General features: G+C 54.3%; 24 protein-coding genes and 1 tRNA gene. 2 read left to right on the top strand and 23 right to left on the bottom strand.

Annotated elements, in window-relative coordinates; translation table 11 throughout:
- Nucleotides 1–4 precede the first annotated feature (4 nt).
- The 6 genes from KI809_RS15490 to KI809_RS20980 all read right to left on the bottom strand — a co-directional run bounded on the left by KI809_RS15490 (nt 5) and on the right by KI809_RS20980 (nt 4,747).
- On the bottom strand, nt 5–340 hold the full coding sequence (locus KI809_RS15490) for a hypothetical protein (RefSeq protein ID WP_214172488.1): 336 nt from the start codon (nt 338–340) through the stop codon (nt 5–7).
- Nucleotides 337–924 carry a hypothetical protein gene (locus tag KI809_RS15485; protein ID WP_214172487.1) on the bottom strand — a complete coding sequence of 196 codons (588 nt, stop codon included), beginning with the start codon at nt 922–924 and terminating at the stop codon, nt 337–339. Before KI809_RS15485 ends, KI809_RS15490 begins: the two co-directional genes overlap by 4 nt.
- Nucleotides 921–1,664: an AAA family ATPase gene (locus KI809_RS15480; RefSeq protein WP_214172486.1), complete on the bottom strand. Its 744-nt coding sequence runs from the start codon at nt 1,662–1,664 to the stop codon at nt 921–923. The genes KI809_RS15485 and KI809_RS15480 overlap by 4 nt, the downstream gene beginning before the upstream one ends.
- 57 nt (nt 1,665–1,721) lie before the next feature.
- Entirely contained in the window at nt 1,722–3,983 is a 2,262-nt protein-coding gene (locus KI809_RS15475; protein ID WP_214172485.1) for a DNA-binding protein, read from the bottom strand.
- Nucleotides 3,980–4,453, bottom strand: a complete 474-nt coding sequence (locus KI809_RS15470; protein ID WP_214172484.1) for a hypothetical protein — start codon at nt 4,451–4,453, stop codon at nt 3,980–3,982. The genes KI809_RS15475 and KI809_RS15470 overlap by 4 nt, the downstream gene beginning before the upstream one ends.
- Before the next feature lie 66 nt (nt 4,454–4,519).
- Nucleotides 4,520–4,747, bottom strand: coding sequence for a helix-turn-helix domain-containing protein (locus KI809_RS20980; RefSeq protein ID WP_214172483.1), 228 nt, complete (start codon nt 4,745–4,747; stop codon nt 4,520–4,522).
- 167 nt (nt 4,748–4,914) lie between these two features.
- On the opposite strand from KI809_RS20980, the gene KI809_RS15460 reads away from it, so the two are divergent.
- Entirely contained in the window at nt 4,915–5,370 is a 456-nt protein-coding gene (locus KI809_RS15460; RefSeq protein ID WP_214172482.1) for a helix-turn-helix domain-containing protein, read from the top strand.
- Nucleotides 5,371–6,051: 681 nt separating this feature from the next.
- On the opposite strand, the gene KI809_RS15455 is transcribed toward KI809_RS15460, so the two are convergent.
- The 13 genes from KI809_RS15455 to KI809_RS15395 all read right to left on the bottom strand — a co-directional run bounded on the left by KI809_RS15455 (nt 6,052) and on the right by KI809_RS15395 (nt 17,688).
- Nucleotides 6,052–6,128: transfer RNA gene (locus tag KI809_RS15455), tRNA-Met, on the bottom strand.
- 72 nt (nt 6,129–6,200) lie between these two features.
- The gene (locus KI809_RS15450; RefSeq protein WP_214172481.1) at nt 6,201–6,899 is read right to left on the bottom strand and encodes an SPOR domain-containing protein; all 699 of its coding nucleotides are present in this window, start codon (nt 6,897–6,899) and stop codon (nt 6,201–6,203) included.
- Nucleotides 6,900–6,911: 12 nt separating this feature from the next.
- Nucleotides 6,912–8,594 carry an arginine--tRNA ligase gene (gene argS / locus KI809_RS15445; protein WP_214172480.1) on the bottom strand — a complete coding sequence of 561 codons (1,683 nt, stop codon included), beginning with the start codon at nt 8,592–8,594 and terminating at the stop codon, nt 6,912–6,914.
- Nucleotides 8,591–8,764, bottom strand: a complete 174-nt coding sequence (locus KI809_RS15440; protein WP_214172479.1) for a hypothetical protein — start codon at nt 8,762–8,764, stop codon at nt 8,591–8,593. Before KI809_RS15440 ends, argS begins: the two co-directional genes overlap by 4 nt.
- Before the next feature lie 15 nt (nt 8,765–8,779).
- Nucleotides 8,780–9,073: an FtsB family cell division protein gene (locus KI809_RS15435; protein ID WP_214172478.1), complete on the bottom strand. Its 294-nt coding sequence runs from the start codon at nt 9,071–9,073 to the stop codon at nt 8,780–8,782.
- 17 nt (nt 9,074–9,090) lie between these two features.
- Entirely contained in the window at nt 9,091–10,026 is a 936-nt protein-coding gene (locus KI809_RS15430) for a UDP-glucuronic acid decarboxylase family protein (RefSeq protein WP_214172477.1), read from the bottom strand.
- Nucleotides 10,027–10,029: 3 nt separating this feature from the next.
- Nucleotides 10,030–11,388: a UDP-glucose dehydrogenase family protein gene (locus tag KI809_RS15425; protein ID WP_214172476.1), complete on the bottom strand. Its 1,359-nt coding sequence runs from the start codon at nt 11,386–11,388 to the stop codon at nt 10,030–10,032.
- Between the two features lie 66 nt (nt 11,389–11,454).
- Entirely contained in the window at nt 11,455–12,273 is an 819-nt protein-coding gene (rsmA, locus tag KI809_RS15420) for a 16S rRNA (adenine(1518)-N(6)/adenine(1519)-N(6))-dimethyltransferase RsmA (protein ID WP_214172475.1), read from the bottom strand.
- Nucleotides 12,273–13,304, bottom strand: a complete 1,032-nt coding sequence (gene tsaD, locus KI809_RS15415; protein WP_214172474.1) for a tRNA (adenosine(37)-N6)-threonylcarbamoyltransferase complex transferase subunit TsaD — start codon at nt 13,302–13,304, stop codon at nt 12,273–12,275. The genes rsmA and tsaD overlap by 1 nt, the downstream gene beginning before the upstream one ends.
- A gap of 196 nt (nt 13,305–13,500) precedes the next feature.
- On the bottom strand, nt 13,501–14,817 hold the full coding sequence (locus tag KI809_RS15410; RefSeq protein ID WP_214172473.1) for a PhoH family protein: 1,317 nt from the start codon (nt 14,815–14,817) through the stop codon (nt 13,501–13,503).
- 64 nt (nt 14,818–14,881) lie between these two features.
- Nucleotides 14,882–15,154 (bottom strand): hypothetical protein, encoded by a 273-nt coding sequence (locus KI809_RS15405; protein ID WP_214172472.1) that lies wholly within the window; start codon nt 15,152–15,154, stop codon nt 14,882–14,884.
- A complete protein-coding gene (locus KI809_RS15400) occupies nt 15,151–16,299 on the bottom strand; it encodes an aminotransferase class V-fold PLP-dependent enzyme (protein WP_214172543.1) in 1,149 nt (382 codons plus the stop codon). Before KI809_RS15400 ends, KI809_RS15405 begins: the two co-directional genes overlap by 4 nt.
- A gap of 72 nt (nt 16,300–16,371) precedes the next feature.
- Nucleotides 16,372–17,688: a right-handed parallel beta-helix repeat-containing protein gene (locus KI809_RS15395; RefSeq protein ID WP_214172471.1), complete on the bottom strand. Its 1,317-nt coding sequence runs from the start codon at nt 17,686–17,688 to the stop codon at nt 16,372–16,374.
- A gap of 246 nt (nt 17,689–17,934) precedes the next feature.
- Between KI809_RS15395 and KI809_RS15390 the strand changes: the two genes are divergently transcribed.
- Nucleotides 17,935–20,175: a vitamin B12-dependent ribonucleotide reductase gene (locus KI809_RS15390; RefSeq protein ID WP_214172470.1), complete on the top strand. Its 2,241-nt coding sequence runs from the start codon at nt 17,935–17,937 to the stop codon at nt 20,173–20,175.
- A gap of 128 nt (nt 20,176–20,303) precedes the next feature.
- Here the strand turns inward: KI809_RS15390 and KI809_RS15385 are convergent, their stop codons facing one another.
- The 4 genes from KI809_RS15385 to KI809_RS15370 all read right to left on the bottom strand — a co-directional run bounded on the left by KI809_RS15385 (nt 20,304) and on the right by KI809_RS15370 (nt 24,820).
- Entirely contained in the window at nt 20,304–20,693 is a 390-nt protein-coding gene (locus KI809_RS15385; protein ID WP_214172469.1) for a response regulator, read from the bottom strand.
- The gene (locus KI809_RS15380; protein WP_214172468.1) at nt 20,690–23,371 is read right to left on the bottom strand and encodes a PAS domain-containing sensor histidine kinase; all 2,682 of its coding nucleotides are present in this window, start codon (nt 23,369–23,371) and stop codon (nt 20,690–20,692) included. Before KI809_RS15380 ends, KI809_RS15385 begins: the two co-directional genes overlap by 4 nt.
- A gap of 16 nt (nt 23,372–23,387) precedes the next feature.
- Nucleotides 23,388–23,762: an STAS domain-containing protein gene (locus KI809_RS15375; RefSeq protein ID WP_214172467.1), complete on the bottom strand. Its 375-nt coding sequence runs from the start codon at nt 23,760–23,762 to the stop codon at nt 23,388–23,390.
- Nucleotides 23,763–24,166: 404 nt separating this feature from the next.
- Nucleotides 24,167–24,820, bottom strand: coding sequence for a response regulator (locus KI809_RS15370; RefSeq protein ID WP_214172466.1), 654 nt, complete (start codon nt 24,818–24,820; stop codon nt 24,167–24,169).
- Nucleotides 24,821–24,833 lie beyond the last annotated feature (13 nt).

The raw sequence follows: 24,833 nt of genomic DNA, 5'->3' as shown, positions 1-24,833 counted from the left end.
GCGGTCATGGCTTACCTCCGTTGTTCGGGCAGCATTTGCATGCCCGGTACATGCGGGCGTAAAAGCTGTCTGTCGTGGGCAGCCGCTTTTTATGGGCGGCACAATCCGCAAAGGGTATGGCGCCAATTTCCGGGCAGAAGATGACTTCCTGGCCGAATACTTCGCGGATCTTCTCCAGGATCGGCTCAGGGTTGGGATAGGTGCCCTTACGAAACCAGGAAAGCTGTGATTGCGACATACCGAGGATTATCGCCACCTTTGCCGCACCGCCTTTGCCGTGCTTATCGTTGCGCTCGGTTATGGCTTGCTCCAGAATCTTTCTCAGATCGTTGTCGGTCATTCGGCACCACCTTCTATGCGCCGCCAGACGATCTTGCGCAGGTTCGGATCATATACTTGTTTGGTGCGCTGGATCTGGGGAGGGTACGGCCCGGTCCACATTGAGGTTATCAAGTTGTAGCGGCCACCGGCTCGGCCTACCAGATAACCGGCAGCACAGAGAGCAGCGCAGTAGGTTTTAGCCTCTGATTCGGCCACTGTGTGCAGTTCTGTGCTGGCATTGAAGGCAAGATCGCGGGGGCTAAACTCTTTGAGTACTTGCATGGCGTTCCACATCTGGCGCCGGCCCTGGCCCATAGTGACCTGTGTGCCGTCCTTACGGACACGAGGGGCTTCTATCCCGGTGTTTTTCTTAAGAAACAGAATGTTGCCGCCTTTAGCGCTACTGCGCAGGGTATGAATCCCTAGATATCCGGCGTTGATCAGGCCGGTCATGTATTCATGGACGCTGGACTGTTCCAGGAGTACGCATTTGGCAATTTCGGTAATAGAAAACAGTGCCGCTTCGCCGCGGTTTCTGATTTCATCCCATATAGCCTGGCGACATTCGGTCGGCTGAGTTTTGTCGATGGGTTTGCGGCTCATTTACGCCCCCCTCCGGCAGGGGCCGACCCGGTGTAGAGTGGCTGATTGCCCCAGGTGTCCAGGTCGATTTCGTCACGCCCCATGCGCAGTGTCATCTCTTCGACCAGTTCGAGGTTGACGCAGATCCGGCGGGCGGACCCACCTGATTTGGCGTGGATGTGAGCAAGGAGATCGTCGTACACTTTTACCTTGCGGCAGTAATGATCGGCCAGAAGGAGGGTATCTTCCATGTCTAGTGGTTGGACTGGCGACCAGTCGAGCACGCGGCTATGGACACGTTCCCATTTCATGAGCTCGGTGGGAAAGTTCTCTTCGCCGATCAGCAGCACCGGGGCCTGGCTGCCGTCGTATATATCGCGGATAATCTCTACAGCGTTCTTTTTTACCAGGTGATCCATTTCGTCTATAATGAGCGGTCGGCCGGACAGTTGTAGCTGGGTACAGACCTGGTCAAGCATGTCGGGCATGGTTTTGGCCGGGGTGATAAGGAACCTTTTAAGTATTTCAGTAAGTACGGTTTTACGGTTCCAGACGCTTTTGCATTCGATGCGGACAGCGTTGTAGCGGTTCATCAGGTAGGTGGCGGCGGATGATTTGCCAAGCCCGGCCCGGCCATACAGGGCACCGATTTTAGGCAGGTGACTGCTGGCGTTGACCAGGCGTTCCATACAGGTTGAGGCCAGGATGACGTTGTTGAGTGCTGCGACGCCACTCTTGACTGATGATGAGGGTTGTGACATTATGAAGCCTCCTTTAAGTTGTATTGAAACGGTCGGGATCGCGAGTTCCGGCCGTTTCTATTTCACGGCTGACGCCGATTCTTCTTCCATTCCCTTTAATACCAGGTATTCATTGCTCTGCTCGTAGATGACAAGGCTCTTATATTCGTCTTCTGATATGGTGCCACCTATCGTGAGTACGTCCCGTAGACCTTTCATCCGCTTGTATTTGGCGCGGGCAGATTCGGTTTCGAGATTCCGGATGTTCGTAGTTGGTTTGGCTTTCAGTTCGGACCTTATCCGGTCTTTCATGGCCTGCTGATCGGGAGTTAATGCCGGGGTTACAGGCTTAAGTGTGCCGTCCAGTGCGGCCCTGGCATCGGCTGCGGCCTGGAGGCCCGGCGTGGAGTACTCGACGCTCGGGCGAGGGAAATAGGTGACGTTCCCTTGCTCCTGGGCGTTTTCCTGTTCGCGGTAGGTGAGTACCGCATCAACGATATCAACTCCCTTAATGGCCTTTTTGGCCTCACGATTAAGCCGGGCAATCTCTTTTTTGTGCTGGGTATGCAGTGCTCGGGTGACTCTGGCGACTTCGGCCATGGAGATACCGGTGCGGTTCGGATCTTCGGCGATGCAGAGGAATTCCCAGACACCATGCTCGTTCATCAGATGGACTATGATGCGACCGAGGTCGGCAGGATCCTGGAAAGCGCGGCACTTTTTGCCGACATGGATACCGAGGGCAGGGTGGATATACACACCACCATTGACGCGGATCCCTTTTTTGCCGATGGTTGGCAGCCGGTTACCCCGGCGGACGGCTTCGGCCATGAGCATATCCAGGGCGCGTTCGTCGCTGATCCTGTGTATGGCATGTGGCCACTCAGCAAGCGCTTGGTTGGGTGTTTTGCCGAGGCGTTCATGTTTGGAGTTGTGATAGGCAGCGGTCCAACGGTCGATGAACTGCTGCAGCTGGGCGGCACTTACTGATACTTCGATAACCTCATCCGGTTTCATGAGGCGCTGGGCAAAGGATTTGCGCGATTCAATCTCTTTGCGATCGGCAACACTATGGCCGCAATAGCCAGGAGTCAGCTCGATCAGGTCATGGCTGAAGGTGCGGAAACTCCGCTCGATATGCGGTTTTTCATCTCCTGAGAACGGTTTGCAGACATGGTGATCAATGTCGAGGTCGTGCAGGATCCGGGTGAAGTGTCCGCCGATATAAGGGGATCCGTTATCGGTGACCAGGGTGCCATGGCAAGGCACACCCCAGTCGAGGATGCAGTTGCGAATGGCCCAGGCGTTATCCCGCGCTTTTTCAGTTACATTGACGTAGTATTTAAGGCGGGCGGTACCGACATCGGTGACGCCGATGATTTTGTAACGCTGGCCGTCGGTGAGCAGTAGATCGGCAGGAGTGGCATCGATCTCCCAGAGCTGATTTGGTCCGGTGATCCCTTCCGACCGCGAGCCAAAGGCAGGTTGGCGATTATTCTTGTAGTTGTCAGGGTTGCAGGCGATTTCGTACTGGTCGCGGTTCTGGCTCTTCCATTTATTCAGAAACCGCATGACCGATTTGTCGCTGACCAGCGGTGCATCATGAATGCCGCGCTCCAGCAGAATACCGCGGAGTGCCTCGTTGGCTTTTTTCTCGCGAATGCGCGGGTGTTTGAGAACCAGGGCTACCAAGATATCGACCATCGGCTGGGTTTTGCCGTCCGGAGAAAAGGTCTCAATCTTGCTCTGGTCTTTGCGGTTGCCGTACATATCTACGAGGCCCATGGAGCCGAGTTCGTACTCGGTCTTGATCCAGTCGCGCAGGGTTTGCGGGTGGAACTGCCGGATCTCGGAGCGCACCCAGGGTGCGACATCTATCCTGCCAAGGGCGTATTCGTGGGCAAAGGAGTTCTGGCCCTCTATTTTGGCGAGGCCGCAGTCGTTGATATACCTGGTGCAGGCTTTAATGATCTCCAGTTTGGCGGCCGCTGCCCGTTTCTGCCAGGCCGGGAGGGCCGCAAACTGGGAGGCGCTTTGTTGCCGGGCTTCGAGGCGTTGGGCTTCTTTTTGAGCTTCGGTTTGTTGGAGTTCGGCGACGAAGGCGATGTCCATCTCTAATACGTCACGGTAACCAACCTTGGTGTTTTGGATAGTCAAGGCTTTGCGGGTTTCTGGTGGGAGGGTGGTGATACAGTACTCTTTTCCACCGCCGCGGCCAGCGCGCTTACGGGAGGACCAGTTTTCACGGTCGGCACGGAATTGCACGGCTCTTTCGGTGCTGGGCATACCGGGCAGGCCGGCTAGATCTCGTGCAGTGTAGTGCGTCCGAGTGACTGTCACCGTTTGCCCTCCAGTTCAGCTAGAAATACCTGGCTCTTGCGCTTCTGGGCCTGCAAGTCTTTTATCAGTTCGTCCTGTTTCTGGATTTCAGCCCGCAAGGCATCAGGGCCAGGAAGGGTATATACTCCTGCGGCCTCGGCCTGGATCCGAATCAGTTCGATATCGCCGGTGGCAACGCAAAATGCAGAATAGTATTCTCCAGGCATCCGGTGTGGATGGCTGCCTGCGGTCCAGTTGTAGAGTTTGTCGGTGGTAATTTCGATGCCGAGCAGTGCGGTCATTTCATCGGCAATTATCTCTCGTGATTTTGGGGCATTGCTGATAGCGTTTTTTATGGCAGCTTGAATCTGGGCTGTGATATTGAGCCGACCTGGCCGAGTTGCTGCCCGTTCGACCTGCTCCTGTTTCAGAAGGTCAAGAAGGGACAGTTGGGCGGGGTTTGTGACTGATTTTTTATGTGATTTAGTCATTGCGGCCCGGTTAAAGGTGGTTTATATTTCAGTTAAATAATCAGTATGTTTTCTGCATACTATTTTTTATGCAGCGTAGCGCTCTGGCCATATCTGTTCAGGAGTTGTTCCGATCTTTTGAGCAATGATCCCCTCCCATTTTGGAGAGGGACAGTAGTTGACCAGCTGCACAGCCTGTCGACTAACTCCGCGCTCTTTGGCTATTGCCGAAAACGACGAACCATTAAGCCGCAATTGATACTTAATCCACTCCCGACGCTGCTCGGGTTTTTTTGGTATCGTGTGCCTTGACATGTAAAGGAGATTACACTTTGAAATTAACCATGTCAAATGCAAAATTACATTTCGGAGTTACATTTTCTCAATTTTAGAATTAAGCGCAAATAAACTTTGTAATTACGGTGTGTTATGGAACTCCGAAATATTTATAAAATTTCGGAGTTCATTTCGGAGTTTGCCTTATGAACTCCGAAATGAACTCAACTCATTTCGATGACGCTTGGGAAAGAGTTAAGAGCGTCTCTGGATGGGGTGACTATAAAGATCTGGCCACGTTCGTCGGATCAACGTCGCAGTCCATATCTGGAGTAAAGAAGCGTGGTAAGTTCCCGTTAGAGTGGGCTTACAAGGTTGCTCAAGCTTTTGCATCAAATACAGACTGGATCATGACTGGAAAGCTTGACCATCTTTCACAGGCCGCAAATGGGAATGGGATTTTACAGGGGCATCATGTTGATGCTGAAGAGATTCATATCGATGTGCATAACCATGTGACTAAGGAGCAGCACGAGGAATATATTGCAAGGGATCCGCTAGATGATGCTTTTGTAAGGGATTGGCATAGGTTGAGTGAGGTGGAAATGATGAGGTTTTGGACGCTATTGAAGGAAAAAATTGAACTATCTAAGGAGGATTAATAATGAGGTTATTGTTAATTTTATTAGTATTGTCTTTAACTTCGATAGCACATGCTGATTGCAATAAGATAGATTATCTTGAACTTAAGGATATGGATCTCAAGGAATTAAGTGAATTATGGTGCAAATATCTGGTTGAAGCTGATAATAATATAAATGAAATGTCAAAAGAATCATATTCCCTCTCACGACGACCTGATTCATACTTTAATAAAGTGAAACAATGTCGGGAACAAATTGACCAGATAGATCGCGTTTACAAGAGAAAAGGAGGCGGAGACTATTCTTGTCCCAGCACTAGCAATTAATTAAGTAAACCATGTGTCCAATACGCTGAAACTGAAAAAACCCATGTGTCCATCGGACGGAAATTTTTTTTCACGATTTTTTGCTCAACTCCGCACTAGATAAGCCGTCCCGCTGATTCCCGTTTAATCCCACTTTATCCCGGTATTATGCCTAGCATGTGTCTGGTCACAGTACTGCACGTACCAGGTTTTGCCACGCTTGTAGAGACTTGCCATGGAACTTGTCCTCCGCAAGTCTCTTTGTTCCGTGTGGCAACCCTTTTGCCCCATTTTTTTCGATTTATTTTGAAAATCGATCGAAACGTAGGGTACATTTTAGGGTACAAAGCACAAAAAAAGGGACTTGCGAGTTACGCAAGTCCCTGTAAATGCTTGGTTGCGGGGACAGGATTTGAACCTGTGACCTTCGGGTTATGAGCCCGACGAGCTACCAGACTGCTCCACCCCGCGTCATTGAAACCAGATTATTAGCACAGAGCTTCAGACTGAGTCAACAACTAAATTCCAAGAATCGAATATTTTTTACTCGGCGATAACAATCGCTCCGGAACCGAGCTTTGCGGCAAGCTCTTTTGCCTCACTCTGGGACAGGTGGCGCCCGGCCCTGACCCGGAATACGATCCCTTTCTCCGGAACCTTCACTTCATAGATGGTCGGGTTCAGACCTTTTGCGGCAAGCTTGCTTCTGAGCGATTCCGCTTCGGCCTTGTCCTTTACCGAAGCCACCTGCACCGCAAACTTCTTCTCGACAACCGGTTGCGGCGCTACCGGTTTCTCGGGAGCAACCGGCGCCTGTGGCTTGGCAGCGGGCTGAGGAACCGGTGAGGGTTTTACCGAAGCGGCAGGCGGAGTTGCTTGCGGCTGAATGGACGGCTTTGCTGCAGGTGCTGGTTGATGCTCGGTAAGGCCGGCGTTGATGCCGCTGCCAATTACAGTCTTTCCTCCGGGCAATGTTTCATAAAAGGTAAGCGGGGTTTGTTGACCTTTGGGCACAGCCGGAAGCGGCGGCTGTACCGGCGAAGCTACCGGTGTGCTTAGCGCCTGCTGCTGGACAGAAACCGTTTTTTTCATCTTGTACCAGCAGAGCGACCAGCCGCCGATGAAACCTGCCGCAAACACCAACAGAACGGCTACCAAAATTCCGGCCACATACTTCCCCACCGGCGGACGGCGTGGCTTGTTCTTGCTGGCAAAACTACGTTCACGATAATCAATTGCCATCGACTGCCATCCTCACATACGCTCAGGCGCAGATACCCCGAGAAGCGACAGGGCATTGCGGATGGTTCTGGCGATACATTTGAGGAGAAAAAGCCGTGCCGTGGTCAAGTCAAGCTCTTCGGTCACCACCCGGTTGCGATTGTAGTAGCTGTGGAACTCCCCTGCCAGCTCCTGCAGGTAATAGACAATCCGATGCGGTTCAAACGCTGCGGCAGCGCCTTCCACCACTTCCGGAAAGGAGAGCAGTGTCCTGATAATCGCCGACTCCTCGTCATTTGCCAGAAGCTCCAGCCGACATTGGGTAAAGTCCGGGACAACCCCGTTCTTTGCCGCTGTCTCGAAAATGCTGCAGATCCGCGCATGAGCATACTGGACATAATAAACCGGATTATCGAGCGACTGCTGCTTGGCCAGATCGATATCGAACACCAGCTGCGAATCCGGTTTGCGCATCACAAAAAAGAACCTGGTAGCATCACGGCCTACTTCGTCGATCAGGTCACGCAGCGTCACATAGCTGCCGGCACGCTTGGAGATCTTGACCTCCTCGCCACCTCTCATGACTGTCACCATCTGATGCAGGACATACTCCGGCCACCCCTTGGGAATATCGGCTTCCAAGGCTTGCAACCCGGCCCTCACCCTGGTGATGGTGCTGTGATGGTCTGCCCCCTGCTCGTTGATGACCCGCGTGAAGCCACGTTGCCACTTGGAGAGATGGTAGGCGACGTCCGGCACAAAATAGGTATAGCTGCCGTCTGTTTTGCGCATTACCCGATCCTTGTCGTCGCCAAAGTCGGTGGTACGCAGCCAGAGTGCGCCATCCTGCTCGTAGCTGTGACCTTTTTCGCTGATCTGTTTTACGGCAGCATCAACGCGGCCTTCACTGTAAAGACTCGATTCGAGGAAATAATGATCGAAACTGACATCAAACGCCGTCAAATCCTGATCCTGCTCTCGCCGCAGATATGCCACCGCAAAGCGGCGGATCGCATCCAGGTCGTTCGGATCACCGCCGGCATTGACATGCTGATCGCCGGCATCCACGGTTTCACAGGCCAGATACGATTTTGCCACATCCTTGATGTATTCGCCCTGGTAGCCGTCCGCAGGCCACCGGGGATCCCCCGGCTCGATACCGAGACAGCGCGACTGGACTGAAAGGGCAAGATTTGCTATCTGGGCGCCGGCATCATTGTAATAAAACTCCCTGGTTACATCCCAGCCGGTGGCTTCAAAAAGGCGGCAGAGGGTGTCGCCTATTGCCGCTCCACGTCCATGGCCGATATGCAGAGGCCCGGTCGGATTGGCACTCACGAACTCTACCTGCAGTTTTTTCCCTTCACCTGAAGTGCTTTTTCCAAAGCTATCGCCGGCAGCTTCAATTTCCAGCAACGCCTGTTGCCAGGCCTCACGGGCAATGAAAAAGTTTATGAACCCCGGTCCCGCAATGTCCACCCGACTGATCAGCCCGGTTTTTGAGCGCAACTTGGCAGCCAAAATTTCGGCGATCGCCCGTGGCGCCTTCTTTTCGGGCTTGGCAAGCAGCATGGCAAGATTGGTTGCAAAGTCACCATGCTCTGGCTGGGAGGGCCTTTCGATAACAAATGCCGGATCTTCACCAACGGAAATACTCCCGTCAGCCCGGCAATCCGCAAGGGCACCCCTGACAATATCTGCTATTCTCCGCTTCATTCACCCTTCCCTTCGCTCTTTTCAGATTCGGCGGCACTTGTGTCCTTTATGGAGACGTCGCGCGAAAAATCCGCGCAACGAGCACCACCGTCCGGAACAGAAAACTTCTTGGCGCAGTTGGCCCGCCAGGCACAGACCACGCAACATTGCAATTTGCCGTCATTACTCATACCGTCTCCATTGTCTCAGCGCTTCTTTACCGACGAGTATTGATGGAACTGGTAAACGATTTCGTTGGGCCGTACCAGGCCGAAGTCCTTGCGGGCGATGCTTTCCAGGTAGCGCCGGTCGCTTTTGAGCGCTTCGATCTCGCGTTTCAGGTTGTCGTTCTCAACTCGTAACGCCTCGCTGCGCCGGGCTATCTCCTGCTTTTCCCGGTTCAGCTCATAAATCCGTAAAAGTCCGCGTTCACCAAACACAGTGAAGAAGAGAAGAAACAGAATGACCGCGGCCGGTATCAGGTAGAGCCGACTGCGCATGGGAACCTCTATTGACGTCAGTTGTTTTTAATAATTGCAGCGAAATACTCGATAGTCTTTCTGAGCCCGTCTTCGACAGCGACATGAGGCTGCCACCCCAGCTTATCTATGGCAAGGCCGATGTTCGGCTGCCGCTGCTGCGGATCGTCTGCCGGGAGCGGCTTGAACACTATCCTGGACTTCGAGCCGGTAAGCGAGATGATCCGCTCGGCAAACTCAAGGATGGTGGTTTCCGTAGGGTTTCCGATATTGACCGGGCCGATAAATCCCTGGCAGTTCATCATCCGGACCATGCCATCCACCAGGTCCGAGACATAACAGAAGGAGCGGGTCTGCTGTCCCTCGCCGTAAACAGTTATATCCTCGCCCTTCAAGGCCTGAATGATAAAGTTGGAAACCACCCTGCCGTCATTTTCAGCCATCCGCGGTCCATAGGTATTGAAAATCCTGATTATCCGCACGTCAACGCCATTCTGGCGATGGTAATCCATCATCAGGGTTTCGGCGACCCGCTTCCCCTCATCGTAGCAGCTGCGGATGCCGATCGGATTGACATTGCCCCAGTAATCTTCAGTCTGCGGGTGGATCTTCGGGTCTCCGTAAACCTCTGAAGTGGAGGCCTGAAGAATTCTCGCCCTGACCCGCTTGGCCAACCCCAGCATATTGATGGTACCCATGACACTGGTCTTCACGGTTTTGACCGGATTGTACTGATAATGTATCGGGGAGGCAGGACAGGCAAGGTTGTAGACCTGGTCAACTTCCAGCAAAATCGGCTCGACGATATCGTGGCGGATCAGTTCGAACCGGTGAGAGTCGAGTAGAGGTTCGATATTTCTCTTGCTGCCGGTGAAAAAATTGTCGAGGCAGATGACATCATGCCCCTCTCCAACCAGCCGCTCGCAGAGATGCGACCCGATGAACCCTGCGCCACCTGTTACCAGTATCCGCATCTGCTATTTCCCACCAGCGGAGATGCCGGAACCATTCCGACCGAGCGGGATATAACGGAACCCTGCCAGCTGCATCCGGTCAGGCTTGTAAAGATTGCGACCGTCTACGATCAGAGGCTCTTTCAGGTCAGCCATGATCCGTTCGAAATCGGGATTGCGATACTCGCTCCAGTCCGTGATTATCACCAGGGCATCAGCTCCGCTAAGAATCTCGTACTGGTTGGTGCTGTAGGAGATCCGGTCCCCGAATGTCTTGCGCGCTTCCTTGATGGCCTCCGGATCGTGAGCACGCACCTGGGCGCCGTTGGCCAGCAGCTCCTCAATGATGGTCAGTGACGGGGCCTCCCGCATATCATCAGTACGGGGCTTGAACGAAAGCCCCCAGCAGGCGACTGTTTTGCCGGCAAGCGGCTTGTCTGCTCCGCTATCACCTAGCAGGTCCAGCACCTTCCGGGCCAGCACATGTTTCTGCAGCTCGTTGACCTCTTCAACAGCGTTCAGCAGGAGCATCTCGTAACCGCACTCGTCTGCAGTCCTGATCAGCGCCTTCACATCCTTGGGAAAGCATGAACCGCCGTAACCTGGGCCGGGAAAAAGAAAATCATAGCCAATACGGGAATCAGAGCCGATCCCTTCGCGAACCGCCGCCACATCGGCGTTCATACGTTCGCAGAGGTTGGCGATCTGGTTCATGAACGATATCCTGGTTGCCAGCATCGCATTCGCCGCGTATTTGGTCATCTCAGCGCTGCGGATGTCCATGATGATCATCCGGTTATGCTTGCGCATGAACGGCTCGTACAGCTCCTTCATTATCTCGGCCGTCCTGACGTTGTCCGTACCGATCACTACCCGGTCGGGCTTCATGAAGTCGTCGATAGCCGCCCCTTCCTTGAGAAACTCTGGATTGGAGACAACATCAAACTCGAAGCCGACGCCCCTGCTGTCCAGTTCAGCCTGCACCGCAGCCCTGACCTTGTCGGCAGTGCCGACCGGTACCGTGGATTTATCGACGATAATCTTGTAACCCTGCATATGCTGGCCGATGCTCCTGCCCACAGCCAGAACATATTGCAAATCAGCGGAACCGTCCTCGCCCGGTGGAGTGCCGACCGCGATAAAGCTTATCAGAGATGCCTTTACCGCAGCTTCGATATCTGTGGTAAAGGAAAGCCGTCCTTCAGACTGATTACGGATAACCAGCTCTTTGAGACCGGGTTCATAAATCGGGATAATACCCTGCTTGAGTCCTTCAATCTTTGCCTGGTCGACATCAACCGTAATAACATTATTGCCGCTTTCGGCAAAACAGGCTGCTGCCACAAGACCAACGTAACCGGCACCAAAAACGCAAATTTTCATCTCAACCTCCCGGTGTCAAATCAAGCGGATTTTATATCACAAACGACTAAAACAAAGCCACATTTTTCAACAGGTTCTAGCCATGGCGATGCTATTGCTGAGTGCTGCAAACTCTTGCAGCGAGAGGGTCTCGCCGCGACGTGAGGGATCGATGCCACAGTCAGCCAGCAGCTCTTTCAACCGTTCATCACTCGGGGCATAATCGCCACCCTTGAGGCAGTTCCAGAGGGTTTTCCGCCGCTGGGCAAACGAAGACTTCACCAACTGTTTGAACAGCCGCTCGTCGCCGATGGGGAACCGCGGCTCGCTAAGTGGCACAAACGAAAGCACGATGGAATCGACCTTGGGCACCGGGAAAAATGCACCGGGCCTGACGATAACCTCTTTTTTGATGGCGAAAAACATCTGGAACAGGACCGAAAGAATACCGTAATCCTTGCCTCCGGCCCCGGCAACCAGCCGCTCGCCAACCTCGCGCTGCAGCATCAGCACCAACCGGCTGAACAGCTTCCGGCTGTCATGAAACTTGAACAGCACCTGCGACGAAATATTGTACGGCAGGTTGGCCGCAACCTTCCAGCTCCCCTCACCCCGGCTCTGCAGCAGCTCTTCCAGGTCCACCCGAAGGATGTCGGACTGCAGCACCTCGACATTGCTTGCCCCTGAGAATTCAGCCATGAGAACCGGCACCAGCTGCTTGTCAAGTTCGACAGCCAGCACCTCTGCTGCGGCTTCAGCCAGAAGGCGGGTCAAGGCGCCACGGCCCGGGCCGACCTCCAGGACCCGGTCGCCGGGAACAAGCGCCACGGCATCAACGATGCGGCCCAGCACCCCTTTGTCCACCAGGAAGTTCTGGCCAAGAGCCTTTTTCGGACGCGGCAACATCAGGTAGCCTCCGCGAATCTGGCTTTGATCCGGTCAAGTGGCCACGACGGCAACGCATCGAAGCCGTTGATGGTAGCTATCCTGCGGGACAGGTAAAACTCACCGGGCACTGCCACCATTGCCGCATTGTCGGCGCAGAGCGCCGGAGACGGGATATACAGGTCGATGCCTCTTGTTGCCGCCAGCCGGGACATTTCGCGGCGCAGACCGCTGTTGCAGGCAACGCCACCGGCAATCACCAGCCTGGTGATGCCGGTTTTTTCAAGGGCACTCCAGGTCTTGACGGTGAGCACCTCGCAGACTGCCGCCTGAAACGAGGCGCAGAGATCATTCAATAGCTGTCCTGATTTCCCTTCGGGATTCTTCTGGGTCCAGTTGAGCACTGCCGTCTTCAAGCCGCTGAAACTGAAATTGCAGCTGCCGTCATGGAGCAATGGCCTGGGGAGCTTGACCGCTACCGGGTCACCTTCGGCAGCGAGCCGGTCAATCAGCGCCCCGCCGGGGTAAGGGAGCCCGACAAGCTTGGCCACCTTGTCAAACGCCTCTCCGGCGGCATCATCAAGAGTTTGTCCGAGTATCGTATAATGCCCGATCCCGTCAACCTTATAGAGATGGGTATGACCACCGGAAACCACCAGTGCCAAATAGGGGAAGGCAATCTCCTGTTCGAGGAACGGCGCCAGCAGGTGGGCCTCGATATGATTAACCCCGGTTACCGGAATGGAACAGGCAGCGGCAATCCCCCTGGCTGCGGCAATGCCGACCAGAAGAGCGCCGACCAGTCCAGGTCCCTGGGTAACGGCAATGCCCTTAATCTCATCCAGGGTCACTCCGGCAGTTTTCAGGGCCTCGATCACTACCGGGGCAACACTCTCCAGATGCCGGCGCGAGGCGATCTCCGGCACGACTCCGCCGTATTCCGCATGAATCGCCACCTGGGATGCCACAATGCTTGAGAGCACCGTCCTGCCGTCCCGCACCACTGCAGCTGCTGTCTCGTCACATGAGCTCTCGATTGCCAGTACCAACATGAAACAGCATCTCCTCAAAAAAACTGCGGGGCGTTCGACACGCCCCTATAAACAGAGTTCTTCTACGATTGTTCCAAAAGGAGTGCGATTTTTGAGTGAGATCAAGGCTGTCGAGCGGTTTCGCGGAGACGTAGCAGCGCTACGTCGCACAAGGGACCGCGAAGACTTACGCAGATATCGCTCAAAAGGTGCACTCCTAAAGAAGGTTGGCGGCCAGTTCAGCCAACTCCGACCTCTCCCCCTTAGTCATCGTTATATGCCCGGCAATCGCCTGTTCCTTGAACCGCTCGACCACATAGGTAAGACCGTTGCTTGAGGCATCCACGTATGGGTTGTCTATCTGGTAGGGATCGCCGGTAAGCACGATCTTGGTCCCTTCTCCGGCCCTGGTTATGATGGTCTTGATCTCGTGAGGCGTCAGGTTCTGGGCCTCATCGACAATCATGTACTGGTTCGGTATGGAGCGGCCACGAATATAGGTCAAGGGCTCGATGTCAAGAATCCCCATGGCCATCAGCTCCTTGTACCCCTTGCTGTGGCGCTTTTCAGCCTCATGCCCGGACAGCAGCAGTTCCACATTATCGAAGATCGGCTGCATCCACGGTGTCAGCTTTTCCTCGATATCGCCAGGAAGAAAGCCGAGATCCTTTCCCATGGGAAAGACCGGTCGCGATACCAGCAGGCGGTTGTAGACATTTTCTTCGGCAACTTTATGCAGGCCGGCCGCAATCGCCAGCAAGGTCTTGCCGGTACCGGCCTTACCCACGAGAGTTACCAGCTTGACATTGTCGTCCAGGAGCGCATCCAGGGCAAAAGACTGTTCGCGGTTGCGGGGATGGATGCTCCAGACCCCTTCCTTGCCCGCTTTTTTCAGCGGTACCAGGCGCCTCTGACTGGCATCGAAACGACAGATCGCGCTGTGTGACGGATTGAGCTGGTCCTTGAGGGTTACGAACTGGTTGGGGTAGAACTCCCCTTCCGCTTCTGCAAACCCTTGCCCATGCACCCGGTCGATGATCAGCGGATCCACTTCCATCTCGACATAGCCTGGATAGAGTTCCTCAATATCGACCTTGTCTGATTCATAATCCTCTGCCACCAGCCCAAGGGCGTCAGCCTTGATTCTCAGATTGGTATCCTTGGTCACCAGGATTACCGGGTTCTTCCCGTCCCGCTCCAGCAGGTCAACCGCGACAGCCAGAATCCGGTTGTCACCCCGGTCCACCCGGAGTTCCGGGGGAAGCCGTTTCAGGACTTTTTCTTCGTAAATTTCAACCCTGACGGTGCCGCCGTTTTCCAGGGCTATCCCCTTGGTAAGGGAACCGTCCTTGCGCAACTGGTCCACCAGGCGCGAGATATGCCTGGCATTGCGCCCGGTTTCGTTCATGTCTTTCTTGAACCGGTCGATTTCCTCAATTACCGTGATCGGGATAATGATGTTGTTGTCCTCAAATCGGTAGAGTGCATGCGGGTCGTAAAGAAGGACATTGGTATCCAGAATGAAAGTCTTCATTGATCCCTTTCCGTAAGCCGTTAATCTTCGGCCACTGTCTTACCGGATGATTACCCGGCAGCGATTATTTCTCGGTATAAATGGTCTTCAGTTCTTTGCCTGCAGATATCAGCTTGATGAAATAGGTCTTGTTCTTCTTGTCAACCCCTTCCATCACCACCTCTCCATCCTTGTTCAGCTGTGCCAGGACAGCATCGGGAGACTCCTTGATGGTAAAGTAGCTGAAGATGTTCGTCTTGAAGATGTCCTGCCTGGTATATGGTCTGATCGGCGGCAGTGAGCAACCAGCAACTGCAACCAGCAGGGCGATACAGGCAACCAACTTTATCCGGCTCATCTCTTCCTCCTTGCAATCCGGTCGATCGCGTCCAAGAACGTGGCGATTTCTGAACCGGTGTTGAACCATCCGGGGCTGACCCTTATGGTGCCGGATGGGTAGGTACCTATGGATCTGTGAGCATTCGGCGCACAGTGGAGACCTGTTCTTACGGCAATTTCGTAGTCATGGTCGAGGACAAATCCGACCTGGCTCGGGTCCATCCCGTCGATGGCGAATGATACCACGCTGCCGCGCGGCAGCGACGGGTCCGGTCCATATACCTTCAAACCGGGAATCAAGCGCAGCCCTTCCATTAAAGGCACGACCAGCGCCGCCTCATGCGCGGCAATGTTGGCCACACCGACACTGCTGACGAATCCGGCTCCGGCGAGCAGTCCGGCAATGGCCGGCGTGTTCTGCGTGCCACTTTCAAAGCGTTCCGGGAGAGTCTCCGGCTGGTCGAGACTGGCAGAGGAGGTGCCGGTGCCACCGACCAACAACGGCTGTAGAGAGACACCATCAGCGATATAAAGAAAGCCGGTGCCCGGTGGACCCATCAAACCCTTATGCCCAGGCGCAGCCAGCATATCGATATGCATTGACCCAACATCTATCGGAATACAGCCGGCGCTCTGGGCGGCATCGACCAGGAATGGGATCCCGGCATTGCGTGCGATCTCGCCGATCAGCGAAACAGCCTGGATGGTGCCGGTAACATTTGAGCAGTGACTCACTGCGATAAGCGCTGTGTTGGGACGAACCGCTGCCGCAAGATCTTCGGGGCTGACAAAACCGTCAGTTCCGGCTTCAACCCAGGTCACTTCCACCCCGCGCCTGGATGCCAGGTGCAGAGGTCTGGCCATGGAATTGTGCTCCATGCTGGTGGTCACCACGTGATCGCCGGGATTCAACAAGCCGTGCAACGCCAGGTTCAGTGATTCTGTCGCACTATGGGTAAACACCAGGCGACTCGAATCCGCCACCCCAAAAAGATGCGCCAATGTCTCGCGCGCTTCGAGCACTAACCTGGCAGCGGAAATCCCTCCGCGATGACCACCTCTGCCGGGACTGCCGGCCCCTTCGCGCAGGGCCGTGTCAACCGCTTGGTACACTTCTTCAGGCTTCGGATATGAAGTTGCTGCATTGTCCAGATATATTGGCATTGTCAAAACAGTAACATGCGATGCCGTGGTTGGCAACCGCATCTTCCCAAGAAAAGATAGGTCATGCGAGGGTTACATTACGGATTGCGGACGGTTCCGGAGAACAGGAAGGTACAAAACCCTGCCGGCTGCATCATTGGTATGGATTCTTGAAGAAATGCGTTCCGGCGCAATGCCACCCCACCAGTTGCCCATGACCGCGAGGTCACCATCGCCTGAATACTCAAGGTCATGGCTATTGTTGGCAGCGATAACATTACCCCAGGCAACATTGCCGCTACCGGAAATTTTGAGGCCGGTCTCGCCGTTCTGGCTGATATTGTTGCCATTTATCCTGATGCGGGAATGCGCCAGATTGATGCCGGCCTTGCGGTTGCTCAGGACCTTATTGAAAGAAACCGCCCCTTCCGAGCCGGTCAGGTCAACTCCGGTTCCGTTCACAGTAAAGCTGCAACCGGTCACCTTAAGTTTGCTGTTTTCAGCAACCAGCGCCGCCTGGCTGTTACTATAAAAAGTAGCGCCGGTCAGATAAAATGAGCCGCCTGAGACCTGCATGCCACTATTATTACTGGAGATATTCATGTCCCGCAGTTCAAGCTCGCTATCAACGGATTTAATACCGATACCGCAACTGCTTACTCCCCCACCAGCAACGTTGGCATAGGAATCTTTCAAACGAATCGCCGTAGCACTTGAAGAAACCTGTAAATCCCGCAAGGTAACCTGTGAATAAAAAACGTCCAGGGCTACAGCTGCCCCTTCAAAACGGCACTGGTCGAGCAGATTCTTCTTGTCGGTGGCAAGCAGTACCATCCCTTGCCAGTCACCGGTCGCCGGCTGCACATAGCGACCGGTAAACAGTATCTGTTTGTCAGCAGCTCCGGCCGCAACCAGCCGCCCCTGGACCAACAGCCCGGCACCACCACTGTCGCCACTTGCAGCAGGGCTGAACCTGACCACTGTCCCGGGCTCAATGGTAAGTGTGACCTGCGGCGGTACCGTCAACCAGCCGGTAACATGAACCTCACCGTGCCAGACCGCATCTTCCCTGAGGGTATCATTCTCATATGCCAGGTCTGCAGAAACAGAGGTATTGACAAGCCGCTCATTCTTCTGCCCAGCGTCAGAAGCTGCGGTCAGAGAAACAGCCGGCACCGGTGGTGCAACCTTAGGTACGATCTTTTCCGCTTCAACAACCGGTGCCGCTTGCTTTACTTGGGGCTGAACCACAGCACTCTTGGCAACAGGTAGCGGCACCGGATCAACGGTCGCTTTCTGCGGCGCAGGGGTCAACCGGGGAGTTGCGGTTATCATCGAATCAAGGCTGCACCCGGTGACGGCACCAGTCAAAGCAAGCAGCAAGGCTATTCTATAAAAAATGAGAGTCATCCTATCTCCTTAAAAAAATTGCAACAAAGCACGAACAAAGCAGGTGCGGTTGTAGCATAAAATGTCACTTATGTAAATCGCCAGGCAGCTCTTGCCAAGCCTCTAAAACTTTTCTCGGAGAATCGGGATGTTACATTTTTTTGACACAAGCCTCTTGACAGGCCATAGATGTTGTGTTTAATTCCTCTTCGTCATACAAAATGTAGTGGTAATTTAATATTTCAATAAAATCAAGGAGAACGGTAAATGGCAAAGGCAACCCCTGACAAAAACAAAGACAAGATCCCGGGTCTCACCCCTAACGCGCTGACCGTTCTGGAAAAGCGGTATCTGAAGCGTGACCTGAGCGGAAAGCCTTTGGAGGGGCCTGTCGACATGTTTCGCAGGGTTGCGGACACCATTGCCGCTGCCGACAAATTTCTGGACAACAAGGCCGATGTCAAGGGCCTTTCCGATGAATTCTATAAAATAATGACCAGTTTTGAATTCCTCCCCAACTCTCCGACCCTGATGAATGCCGGGCGTGAGCTGGGGCAGCTCTCGGCCTGCTTCGTCCTGCCGGTCGGCGACTCGATGGAGGAGATTTTCGAGTCGGTTAAACATACCGCGCTGATTCATAAATCCGGCGGCGGCACCGGGTTTTCCTTCTCCCGTCTCCGTCCGGCACAAGATGTGGTCATGTCCACCACCGGCATCTCCAGCGGTCCGCTCTCGTTCATGAGGGTCTTCGACGTAGCAACCGAGACGATCAAGCAGGGAGGCACCCGCCGCGGCGCCAACATGGGGATCCTGCGGGTCGATCACCCGGACGTCATGAACTTCATCATGTGCAAGGCAGACCAGAAGCACCTGAACAACTTCAATATCTCGGTCGGTCTTACCGAGGATTTCATGCAGGCAGTAGAGGAAGACCGGGACTACACCCTGATTAACCCCAGAAACGGCGAACCGTGTGGAGCTCTCAATGCGCGCAAGGTGTTCAACCGTATCGTCAAGCAGGCCTGGGAGAACGGTGAACCGGGGATCATCTTCCTGGACCGCCTCAATCGGGACAACCCCACCCCGCTCGTCGGCGAGATCGAATCTACCAACCCTTGCGGCGAGCAACCGCTGCTCCCCTACGAATCATGCAACCTGGGTTCGATCAACCTCGGCAAGATGGTGAAAAATGGCGATGTGGACTGGGAGCGGCTGAAAGAGGTGGTGATCCTTGCCGTCCATTTCCTGGACAACGTCATCGAGGTCAACAAATACCCGCTACCGCAGATAGACGAGATGACCAGGTCTAACCGGAAGATCGGCCTGGGGGTCATGGGCTGGGCCGATATGTTGATCCTGCTCGGCATTCCCTACTGCTCCGACAAGGCGATAAAACTGGGCGAAAAAGTGATGAAGTTCATCAACGACGAAGGCCATAGCGCCTCCCGAGAACTGGCAGCAAAGCGGGGTTCATTCCCCAACTTCAAAGGATCGATCTATGACCGTCCCGGCAAGGGAGCAATCCGCAACGCAACGGTTACGACCATTGCGCCGACCGGAACCATCTCCATAATCGCCAACGCCTCATCCGGTGTAGAGCCGCTGTTTGCCGTGTCTTTCGTGCGTAACGTCATGGACAACACCAAGATGATCGAGGTAAATCCGCTCTTTGAAGAAGTTGCCAAGGAGCGCGGTTTCTACTCCGCAGAGTTGATGGAGAAGATCGCCGAGCACGGCACGCTGCACGACATCGTCGAAATCCCTGCTGACGTAAGGGATGTTTTCGTGACCGCCCATGACATCACCCCCGAATACCATATAAAAATGCAGTCGGCATTCCAGAAATATACGGACAATGCCGTATCCAAGACCGTTAACTTCCCCAATGATGCATCAATCGAAGACGTGGAAAAGGTATACCGGCTGGCGTATCAGTCCGGCTGCAAAGGAGTGACGATCTACCGTGACGGCTCCCGCGACGAACAGGTACTCTCCACCGGGAAAAAAGAGGAAAAAGAGGCGCCGGCAGCGGTTGCGGATGACAAGCAGGTTTACAAACGCGAGCGGCCTAAGGCGCTCAAGGGTTGGACCTACCAGATGCAGACCGGTTGCGGCCCGCTCTACGTAACAGTCAACGAGGACAAGTCGGGACTGTTCGAACTGTTCACCACCATGGGCAAGGCCGGCGGCTGTGCCGCCTCCCAGGCAGAGGCGATGGGGCGGCTGGTCTCACTTGCCTGGCGCAGCGGAGTCCAGGCACGACAGGTCATCAAGCAGTTGATGGGAATCTCCTGCCACTGCCCTTCAGGGTTCGGGGAAAACAAGGTAACCTCGTGCGCCGATGCCGTTGCCAAGGCGATTCAGGCCCACATGGCCGCCTCCGGCCTGGACACCGGACTCCAGAAACAGGCCCCCGAGCGGGGCGCCTGCCCCGAGTGCGGCGGTACTGTCGAGCACGAAGGCGGCTGCGCCGTCTGCCGCTCCTGCGGCTACAGCGAGTGCGCCTGATCAGATGTAACGCTAGGCAACAGAGGCAGCAAAGATGATGAAAGCCCCACAGACAAGGTTCTGTGGGGCTTCGTTAATGGGGGCTCCAATCCTGCCCCCAGCGTGACCAAAAATCATTCTACCGTGACTCAAAACTCTCCCAGGTTCAATATCGCCTTTTCTTTCAACGGTTTCGAGAAAAAAGCCCTGACCCCCAGTTCGGCGCATACCTGCCTATCGTAAGGGTCGGTAGACGATGTCAGCGCATACACCCTGATCTCTCTTGTCCGCTCATCAGCACGGATTCTCCGCAGCACATCAAGTCCGTCGATCCTCGGCAGTCTCATATCCAGAATGATGATATCCGGGCGGCTCATCGCCCCTGCCGCTGAAGCCTCATCGCCAAACAACATGCGAACCGCCTCCAACCCATCCTGGGCAACAACAATGTTTTCCAGGCCGATCTTTTTCAGGGTCCAGACCGCGATTTCGGCATCATCGCTGTCATCTTCGACCAGCAGCACAGAGAGCTTTTTCATGCATCCTCTCCGCCCGTCCCTAGGGTAAAAAAGAAGGTCGCCCCTTCTCCCGGTTTTGCCTCTACCCAGATGTGGCCATGGTGCTTTTCGATAATCCGGTGGACAGTTGCCAGTCCGACGCCGGTCCCCTCGAACTCTTCCTGATGATGCAGTCGGCAGAACGGCTGAAAAATGTTTTTGATAAACGCCATATCAAAGCCAACGCCGTTGTCCCTGACAAAATAAACCGTGTCCGTACCAATAACTCGTTGTCCGAACTCGATAGCGGCTTCAGGGCTTTTTGCACTGTACTTGACGGCGTTGCCTAGCAGGTTCTTCAGGCATGTTTCCATCATCAGCAGATCGCCAGTGGCAGTTACATCCGGAGCGATCGAGATATGGACCCGGCGCGTGCCAACATTTTCTACAAGTCCTGAAACGATCCGCATCGCCATTTCCGACAGATTGAGATTCTGTTGATGCATTTCGGCAACAGATATCCGGTTCATGGCAAGAAGCGAGTCGATCACCGTTCTGAGCCGGTCGCTGGCAGCCACAATGCGCTGGGCACAGTGAATTATCTGCTCATCGCCACCTTCCCCTATGATGTCGAGCATCATGGTGCCGAACCCTTCAAGCCGGGCAAGGGGCGCCCGGAATTCGTGGGAAAGCGCATAACAAAAACCTTCCAACTCTCTGATCACCCGCTCCAGCTCGGCGGTCCGCTCTCTGACTCGGCTCTCCAGCTCGTCATTGAGACGTGCGGCTTTCTCTTCTGCCAGCTTGCGCTTGGTGATGTCGCGATTGCTGACACGTTGCCCGAGCGGTGCCCCGTCAGGGCCATGCACACTCTGACAGGTATGAAATATCCAACGATGCTCCCCTTTTTTGGTGACGATCCGGAAATCCAAATGCTCAGGCCCGGTATCGGTGGATTGGGCATGACTATGGTCTACGTAGATGTGCAGATCATCAGGATGGATGATCCGGGTCAACAACTCCGGATCGGCATAGAATTCATCCAGAGTGTAACCGCTGACCTGTTCACAAGAGGGTGACATATAGCGGAGCGTGCCGTCCGGCAGAACCCAGTATTCCCAGTCTGAAGTAAATTCCGCGACCGTGCGGTAACGCAGCTCGCTTTCCCTGAGCGCCGCCTCTGCCTGCTTTTGTTGGCTGATGTCGCGGGCAGCGGCAAAGACTCCCAAAACCTCCCCATACTGATCCCGATAAAGAGCCGCATTGTAGAGTACATCCATGATCCGCCCGGACACATGGCGTAAGGAAAGGGGATAATCCCTGACCATGCCGTTGCGCCAGACAGTTTTGTAACCAATCCTGGCACATTCGGGGTCGGTGAAGTAATCGGAGAAATCGGTGCCGATCAACCGCTCCCGCGGCACGCCCGTTGCCTCAATAGTGGCCCGGTTGACATCCATAATCTTGCCGTCTTTGCTGATGGTAACCAGCGGGTCCAGGCTGGCCTCGATCAGGCTGCGAGCATAGCTTGATGATGCCCGCAAAGCTGTTTCTGCCTTTTTCAACCTTCTCCGGCTCCAGATCAGATAGCCTATAAGAGACGCCTCCGCCACAAGGAACAACAGGGCAATAACTGCATACCCCCAGTATTGTTCCCAGAAACCGGAATGATAATTGATCAGAACCCTGTCCTTCGGCAGCCTGGACTTGTCCAGTCCCCAGCGTTGCATCTCAGCCCAGTCGAACATCGCAACATGCTTCTGAAATATTACCTTTGATAGCTGGGGCGCTGGCTTGGCGTTTATTAGATCAACCGAAAAACGGGCAATCGCGCTCCCCAGCTCCTTAAACGAAAGGAGATTACCGCCAACAATACCGGCACCGAGGAGACTGTCATGAAGACCGAAAACCGGAGATTTCGCTGCTCTGGATATTTCTGTCAAAACATCCCGTGGGGTATACTGCTTTCCTCTGGAATCGCTCGACAAGCGAGTATACAGGATGATCGCATGGTCGCGCTCCTTGGCGACCTCCCTGAGGATCTCGGGCAGGGGATGATTGGTGAGAAAGGTAACGGTCAGTTTCCCCTCAAACTGCTTAACTGCATCCATGGCATATTTAAGATGTTGACAGTCATCGGCTGACGGACCGGATATGACGATGATCTCCTTCGTGCCGGGGAGCAGCGCCAAGGCATAGCGAAGCGTAGTGAGAGCATCGAAACCGTAAACAAACTGAACGAGTTTCCTGGCGCTTGTGTCTTTGCGAATCTCCTGGGGAACGGCCGCAATAATCGGCGTGCCGTTAAACAGCTCTTTCCCCTCTTGCAACATCAAATCCAAAGCATCCGGTTGAAAGAGGATGATGGCATCGAAACGATGGTCAGCGTATTTTGTCCGGAGGTATTCGACCAGGTAATGCCGGTATTCCCTGCCTTGAGCATGTTGCAGATCCAGGTATTCCTGGTGGAGGTCAGAATCTTCCACTCCTGCGGCCTTCAGAACCGGCAGCAGTCCATTATTAAAAAGCGTATGTGCCGGAAGCTTGGTGCTGCCGCCGTAAAGGACGAGCACCGTTCGCTTAGGCGACTGTGAGGTGTAGCTATCTGCCGATGGTGGGAATTGTAGAAAATAGGCTGCCAGCAGGCACCAAATGACGAACCAGAGTACCCTGCAAGGGAAACAGCGATCTGTCTTTATTTTCGGTTCCGTGTTCCCCATCTCACCATCCAATAGGTCACAGCTGCTGACATTTAAAGAATGAGCTGTTCAGACATGAACTCATGTTTTCTCCAACCGCTTTCGGGAAGGTCCGCCTATGGCCGTAGCACTCCCCCAGGTTTTGCAGTCTTTGCCGCAGGCTATCGGGCAGGTTGACCAGCTCAGGTTCCATCCCTCGGAGCCGGGCACATTGGACCCATATGTAGATGAGCTGGTGACCGGTGGTGTCGATGGAGGTAATATGACTGCAGTCAACCAGCAGCCCTGTATCTAAACTTTCACTGATATGCTGTAAGGCACAAGCCAGTGAATCAATTTTGCCTTTGGTTACACCGTTGATAGTCCAATCGCCCTTCAGATACACCACTGGTCCTTCCATGCTGATTATCATACGTCTCTCCCTCGTATTTGTTTCAAGAAGGTGGTTTCGCATAGTCACAACGGTGCGGAGACCGGCACAAGTAACTGATGCCAAATTGGAAGGCATGCTCGCATTCGGCTCGATTGTTCTGGCAGAGATAGAAATCTCCGACAATGCTTCTGGTCCTGCAGTCATGTCTGCTGATGCGACAGCCGGGGTGCGGCAGAGCAGTGTTTAACGGCATCAATTGTCCGGTAACGCCTCGCTTGTCAGTCAACATGCATGGACTCCTTTCCGTTGCTCACCCATCTCCAGCAGTGAGAATCGCTCAGTTTATTATTGCCTACCAATAAATGAAGTCCATGGGGCATTTCGCAGTTACTGTTGCGAAAAACCTTTGCTGCTGATTGAGGAGTGGTGCTGCCGTGCGGGAACTACTTTTTGAGAGGGGACAATCCGTGCCGTACCGCGTATTTGGTCAGTTCGGCCACAGAGAAGAGATTGAGTTTCTTCATGATCATCTGGCGCTGGTTTTCCACGGTCTTATTGCTAATGCCGAGATCATAGGCGATCTCCTTCATGCTTTTGCCGGCGGCAATCAGTTGGAGGATCTCACGTTCCCGGGGGGAAAGGTTCTGAAAGAGAGCACTCATCTCTTCGGGGATACATTGCAGGAACTCTTGGACCAGCAGGGTTGAAACCTTACGCGGCAGGTAGGTCTCGCCGGCAGCAACGGTCGTTATGGCATCGCTAAGCTCGGCAAAGGCGGTATCCTTGAGTAGATACCCGGTTGCCCCGGCTTTCAGCACTTCGACCACGAAGAAACGGTCGCTTTCCATGGAAAGGGCCAGGATTTTGGTAGCAGGGAGCTGCTTCTTGATCTCGCGGGTGGCATCAATGCCGTTCATGACCGGCATGGTCAGATCCATGATCACCATATCAGGCTTCAGCTGCCCGGCAAGACGCACCGCCTCGGCGCCATCACCAGCCTCTCCAACCACCGCCGTTGCATCGACTTTTTCAATCAGCGCCCGCAACCCTTCGCGAAAAATGGGATGGTCATCGACAAGCAGGATTGTTGTTGGCATGCATCCTCCTGGC

Source organism: Geoanaerobacter pelophilus, assembly GCF_018476885.1.
Taxonomy (GTDB): Bacteria; Desulfobacterota; Desulfuromonadia; order Geobacterales; family DSM-12255; genus Geoanaerobacter; species Geoanaerobacter pelophilus.
The sequence above is the reverse complement of the archived record's forward strand: the minus strand, read 5'-3'. Positions and strand labels throughout refer to the sequence as shown.

What these genes read in the sequence shown, in the direction of transcription:
- KI809_RS15490 (WP_214172488.1), bottom strand. Translation starts at nt 340, where the DNA reads ATGACCGACAACGATCTGAGAAAGATTCTGGAGCAAGCCATAACCGAG.
- KI809_RS15485 (WP_214172487.1), bottom strand. Translation starts at nt 924, where the DNA reads ATGAGCCGCAAACCCATCGACAAAACTCAGCCGACCGAATGTCGCCAG.
- KI809_RS15480 (WP_214172486.1), bottom strand. Translation starts at nt 1,664, where the DNA reads ATGTCACAACCCTCATCATCAGTCAAGAGTGGCGTCGCAGCACTCAAC.
- KI809_RS15470 (WP_214172484.1), bottom strand. Translation starts at nt 4,453, where the DNA reads ATGACTAAATCACATAAAAAATCAGTCACAAACCCCGCCCAACTGTCC.
- KI809_RS20980 (WP_214172483.1), bottom strand. Translation starts at nt 4,747, where the DNA reads ATGTCAAGGCACACGATACCAAAAAAACCCGAGCAGCGTCGGGAGTGG.
- KI809_RS15460 (WP_214172482.1), top strand. Translation starts at nt 4,915, where the DNA reads ATGAACTCCGAAATGAACTCAACTCATTTCGATGACGCTTGGGAAAGA.
- KI809_RS15450 (WP_214172481.1), bottom strand. Translation starts at nt 6,899, where the DNA reads ATGGCAATTGATTATCGTGAACGTAGTTTTGCCAGCAAGAACAAGCCA.
- argS (WP_214172480.1), bottom strand. Translation starts at nt 8,594, where the DNA reads ATGAAGCGGAGAATAGCAGATATTGTCAGGGGTGCCCTTGCGGATTGC.
- KI809_RS15440 (WP_214172479.1), bottom strand. Translation starts at nt 8,764, where the DNA reads ATGAGTAATGACGGCAAATTGCAATGTTGCGTGGTCTGTGCCTGGCGG.
- KI809_RS15435 (WP_214172478.1), bottom strand. Translation starts at nt 9,073, where the DNA reads ATGCGCAGTCGGCTCTACCTGATACCGGCCGCGGTCATTCTGTTTCTT.
- KI809_RS15430 (WP_214172477.1), bottom strand. Translation starts at nt 10,026, where the DNA reads ATGCGGATACTGGTAACAGGTGGCGCAGGGTTCATCGGGTCGCATCTC.
- KI809_RS15425 (WP_214172476.1), bottom strand. Translation starts at nt 11,388, where the DNA reads ATGAAAATTTGCGTTTTTGGTGCCGGTTACGTTGGTCTTGTGGCAGCA.
- rsmA (WP_214172475.1), bottom strand. Translation starts at nt 12,273, where the DNA reads ATGTTGCCGCGTCCGAAAAAGGCTCTTGGCCAGAACTTCCTGGTGGAC.
- tsaD (WP_214172474.1), bottom strand. Translation starts at nt 13,304, where the DNA reads ATGTTGGTACTGGCAATCGAGAGCTCATGTGACGAGACAGCAGCTGCA.
- KI809_RS15410 (WP_214172473.1), bottom strand. Translation starts at nt 14,817, where the DNA reads ATGAAGACTTTCATTCTGGATACCAATGTCCTTCTTTACGACCCGCAT.
- KI809_RS15405 (WP_214172472.1), bottom strand. Translation starts at nt 15,154, where the DNA reads ATGAGCCGGATAAAGTTGGTTGCCTGTATCGCCCTGCTGGTTGCAGTT.
- KI809_RS15400 (WP_214172543.1), bottom strand. Translation starts at nt 16,299, where the DNA reads ATGCCAATATATCTGGACAATGCAGCAACTTCATATCCGAAGCCTGAA.
- KI809_RS15395 (WP_214172471.1), bottom strand. Translation starts at nt 17,688, where the DNA reads ATGACTCTCATTTTTTATAGAATAGCCTTGCTGCTTGCTTTGACTGGT.
- KI809_RS15390 (WP_214172470.1), top strand. Translation starts at nt 17,935, where the DNA reads ATGGCAAAGGCAACCCCTGACAAAAACAAAGACAAGATCCCGGGTCTC.
- KI809_RS15385 (WP_214172469.1), bottom strand. Translation starts at nt 20,693, where the DNA reads ATGAAAAAGCTCTCTGTGCTGCTGGTCGAAGATGACAGCGATGATGCC.
- KI809_RS15380 (WP_214172468.1), bottom strand. Translation starts at nt 23,371, where the DNA reads ATGGGGAACACGGAACCGAAAATAAAGACAGATCGCTGTTTCCCTTGC.
- KI809_RS15375 (WP_214172467.1), bottom strand. Translation starts at nt 23,762, where the DNA reads ATGATAATCAGCATGGAAGGACCAGTGGTGTATCTGAAGGGCGATTGG.
- KI809_RS15370 (WP_214172466.1), bottom strand. Translation starts at nt 24,820, where the DNA reads ATGCCAACAACAATCCTGCTTGTCGATGACCATCCCATTTTTCGCGAA.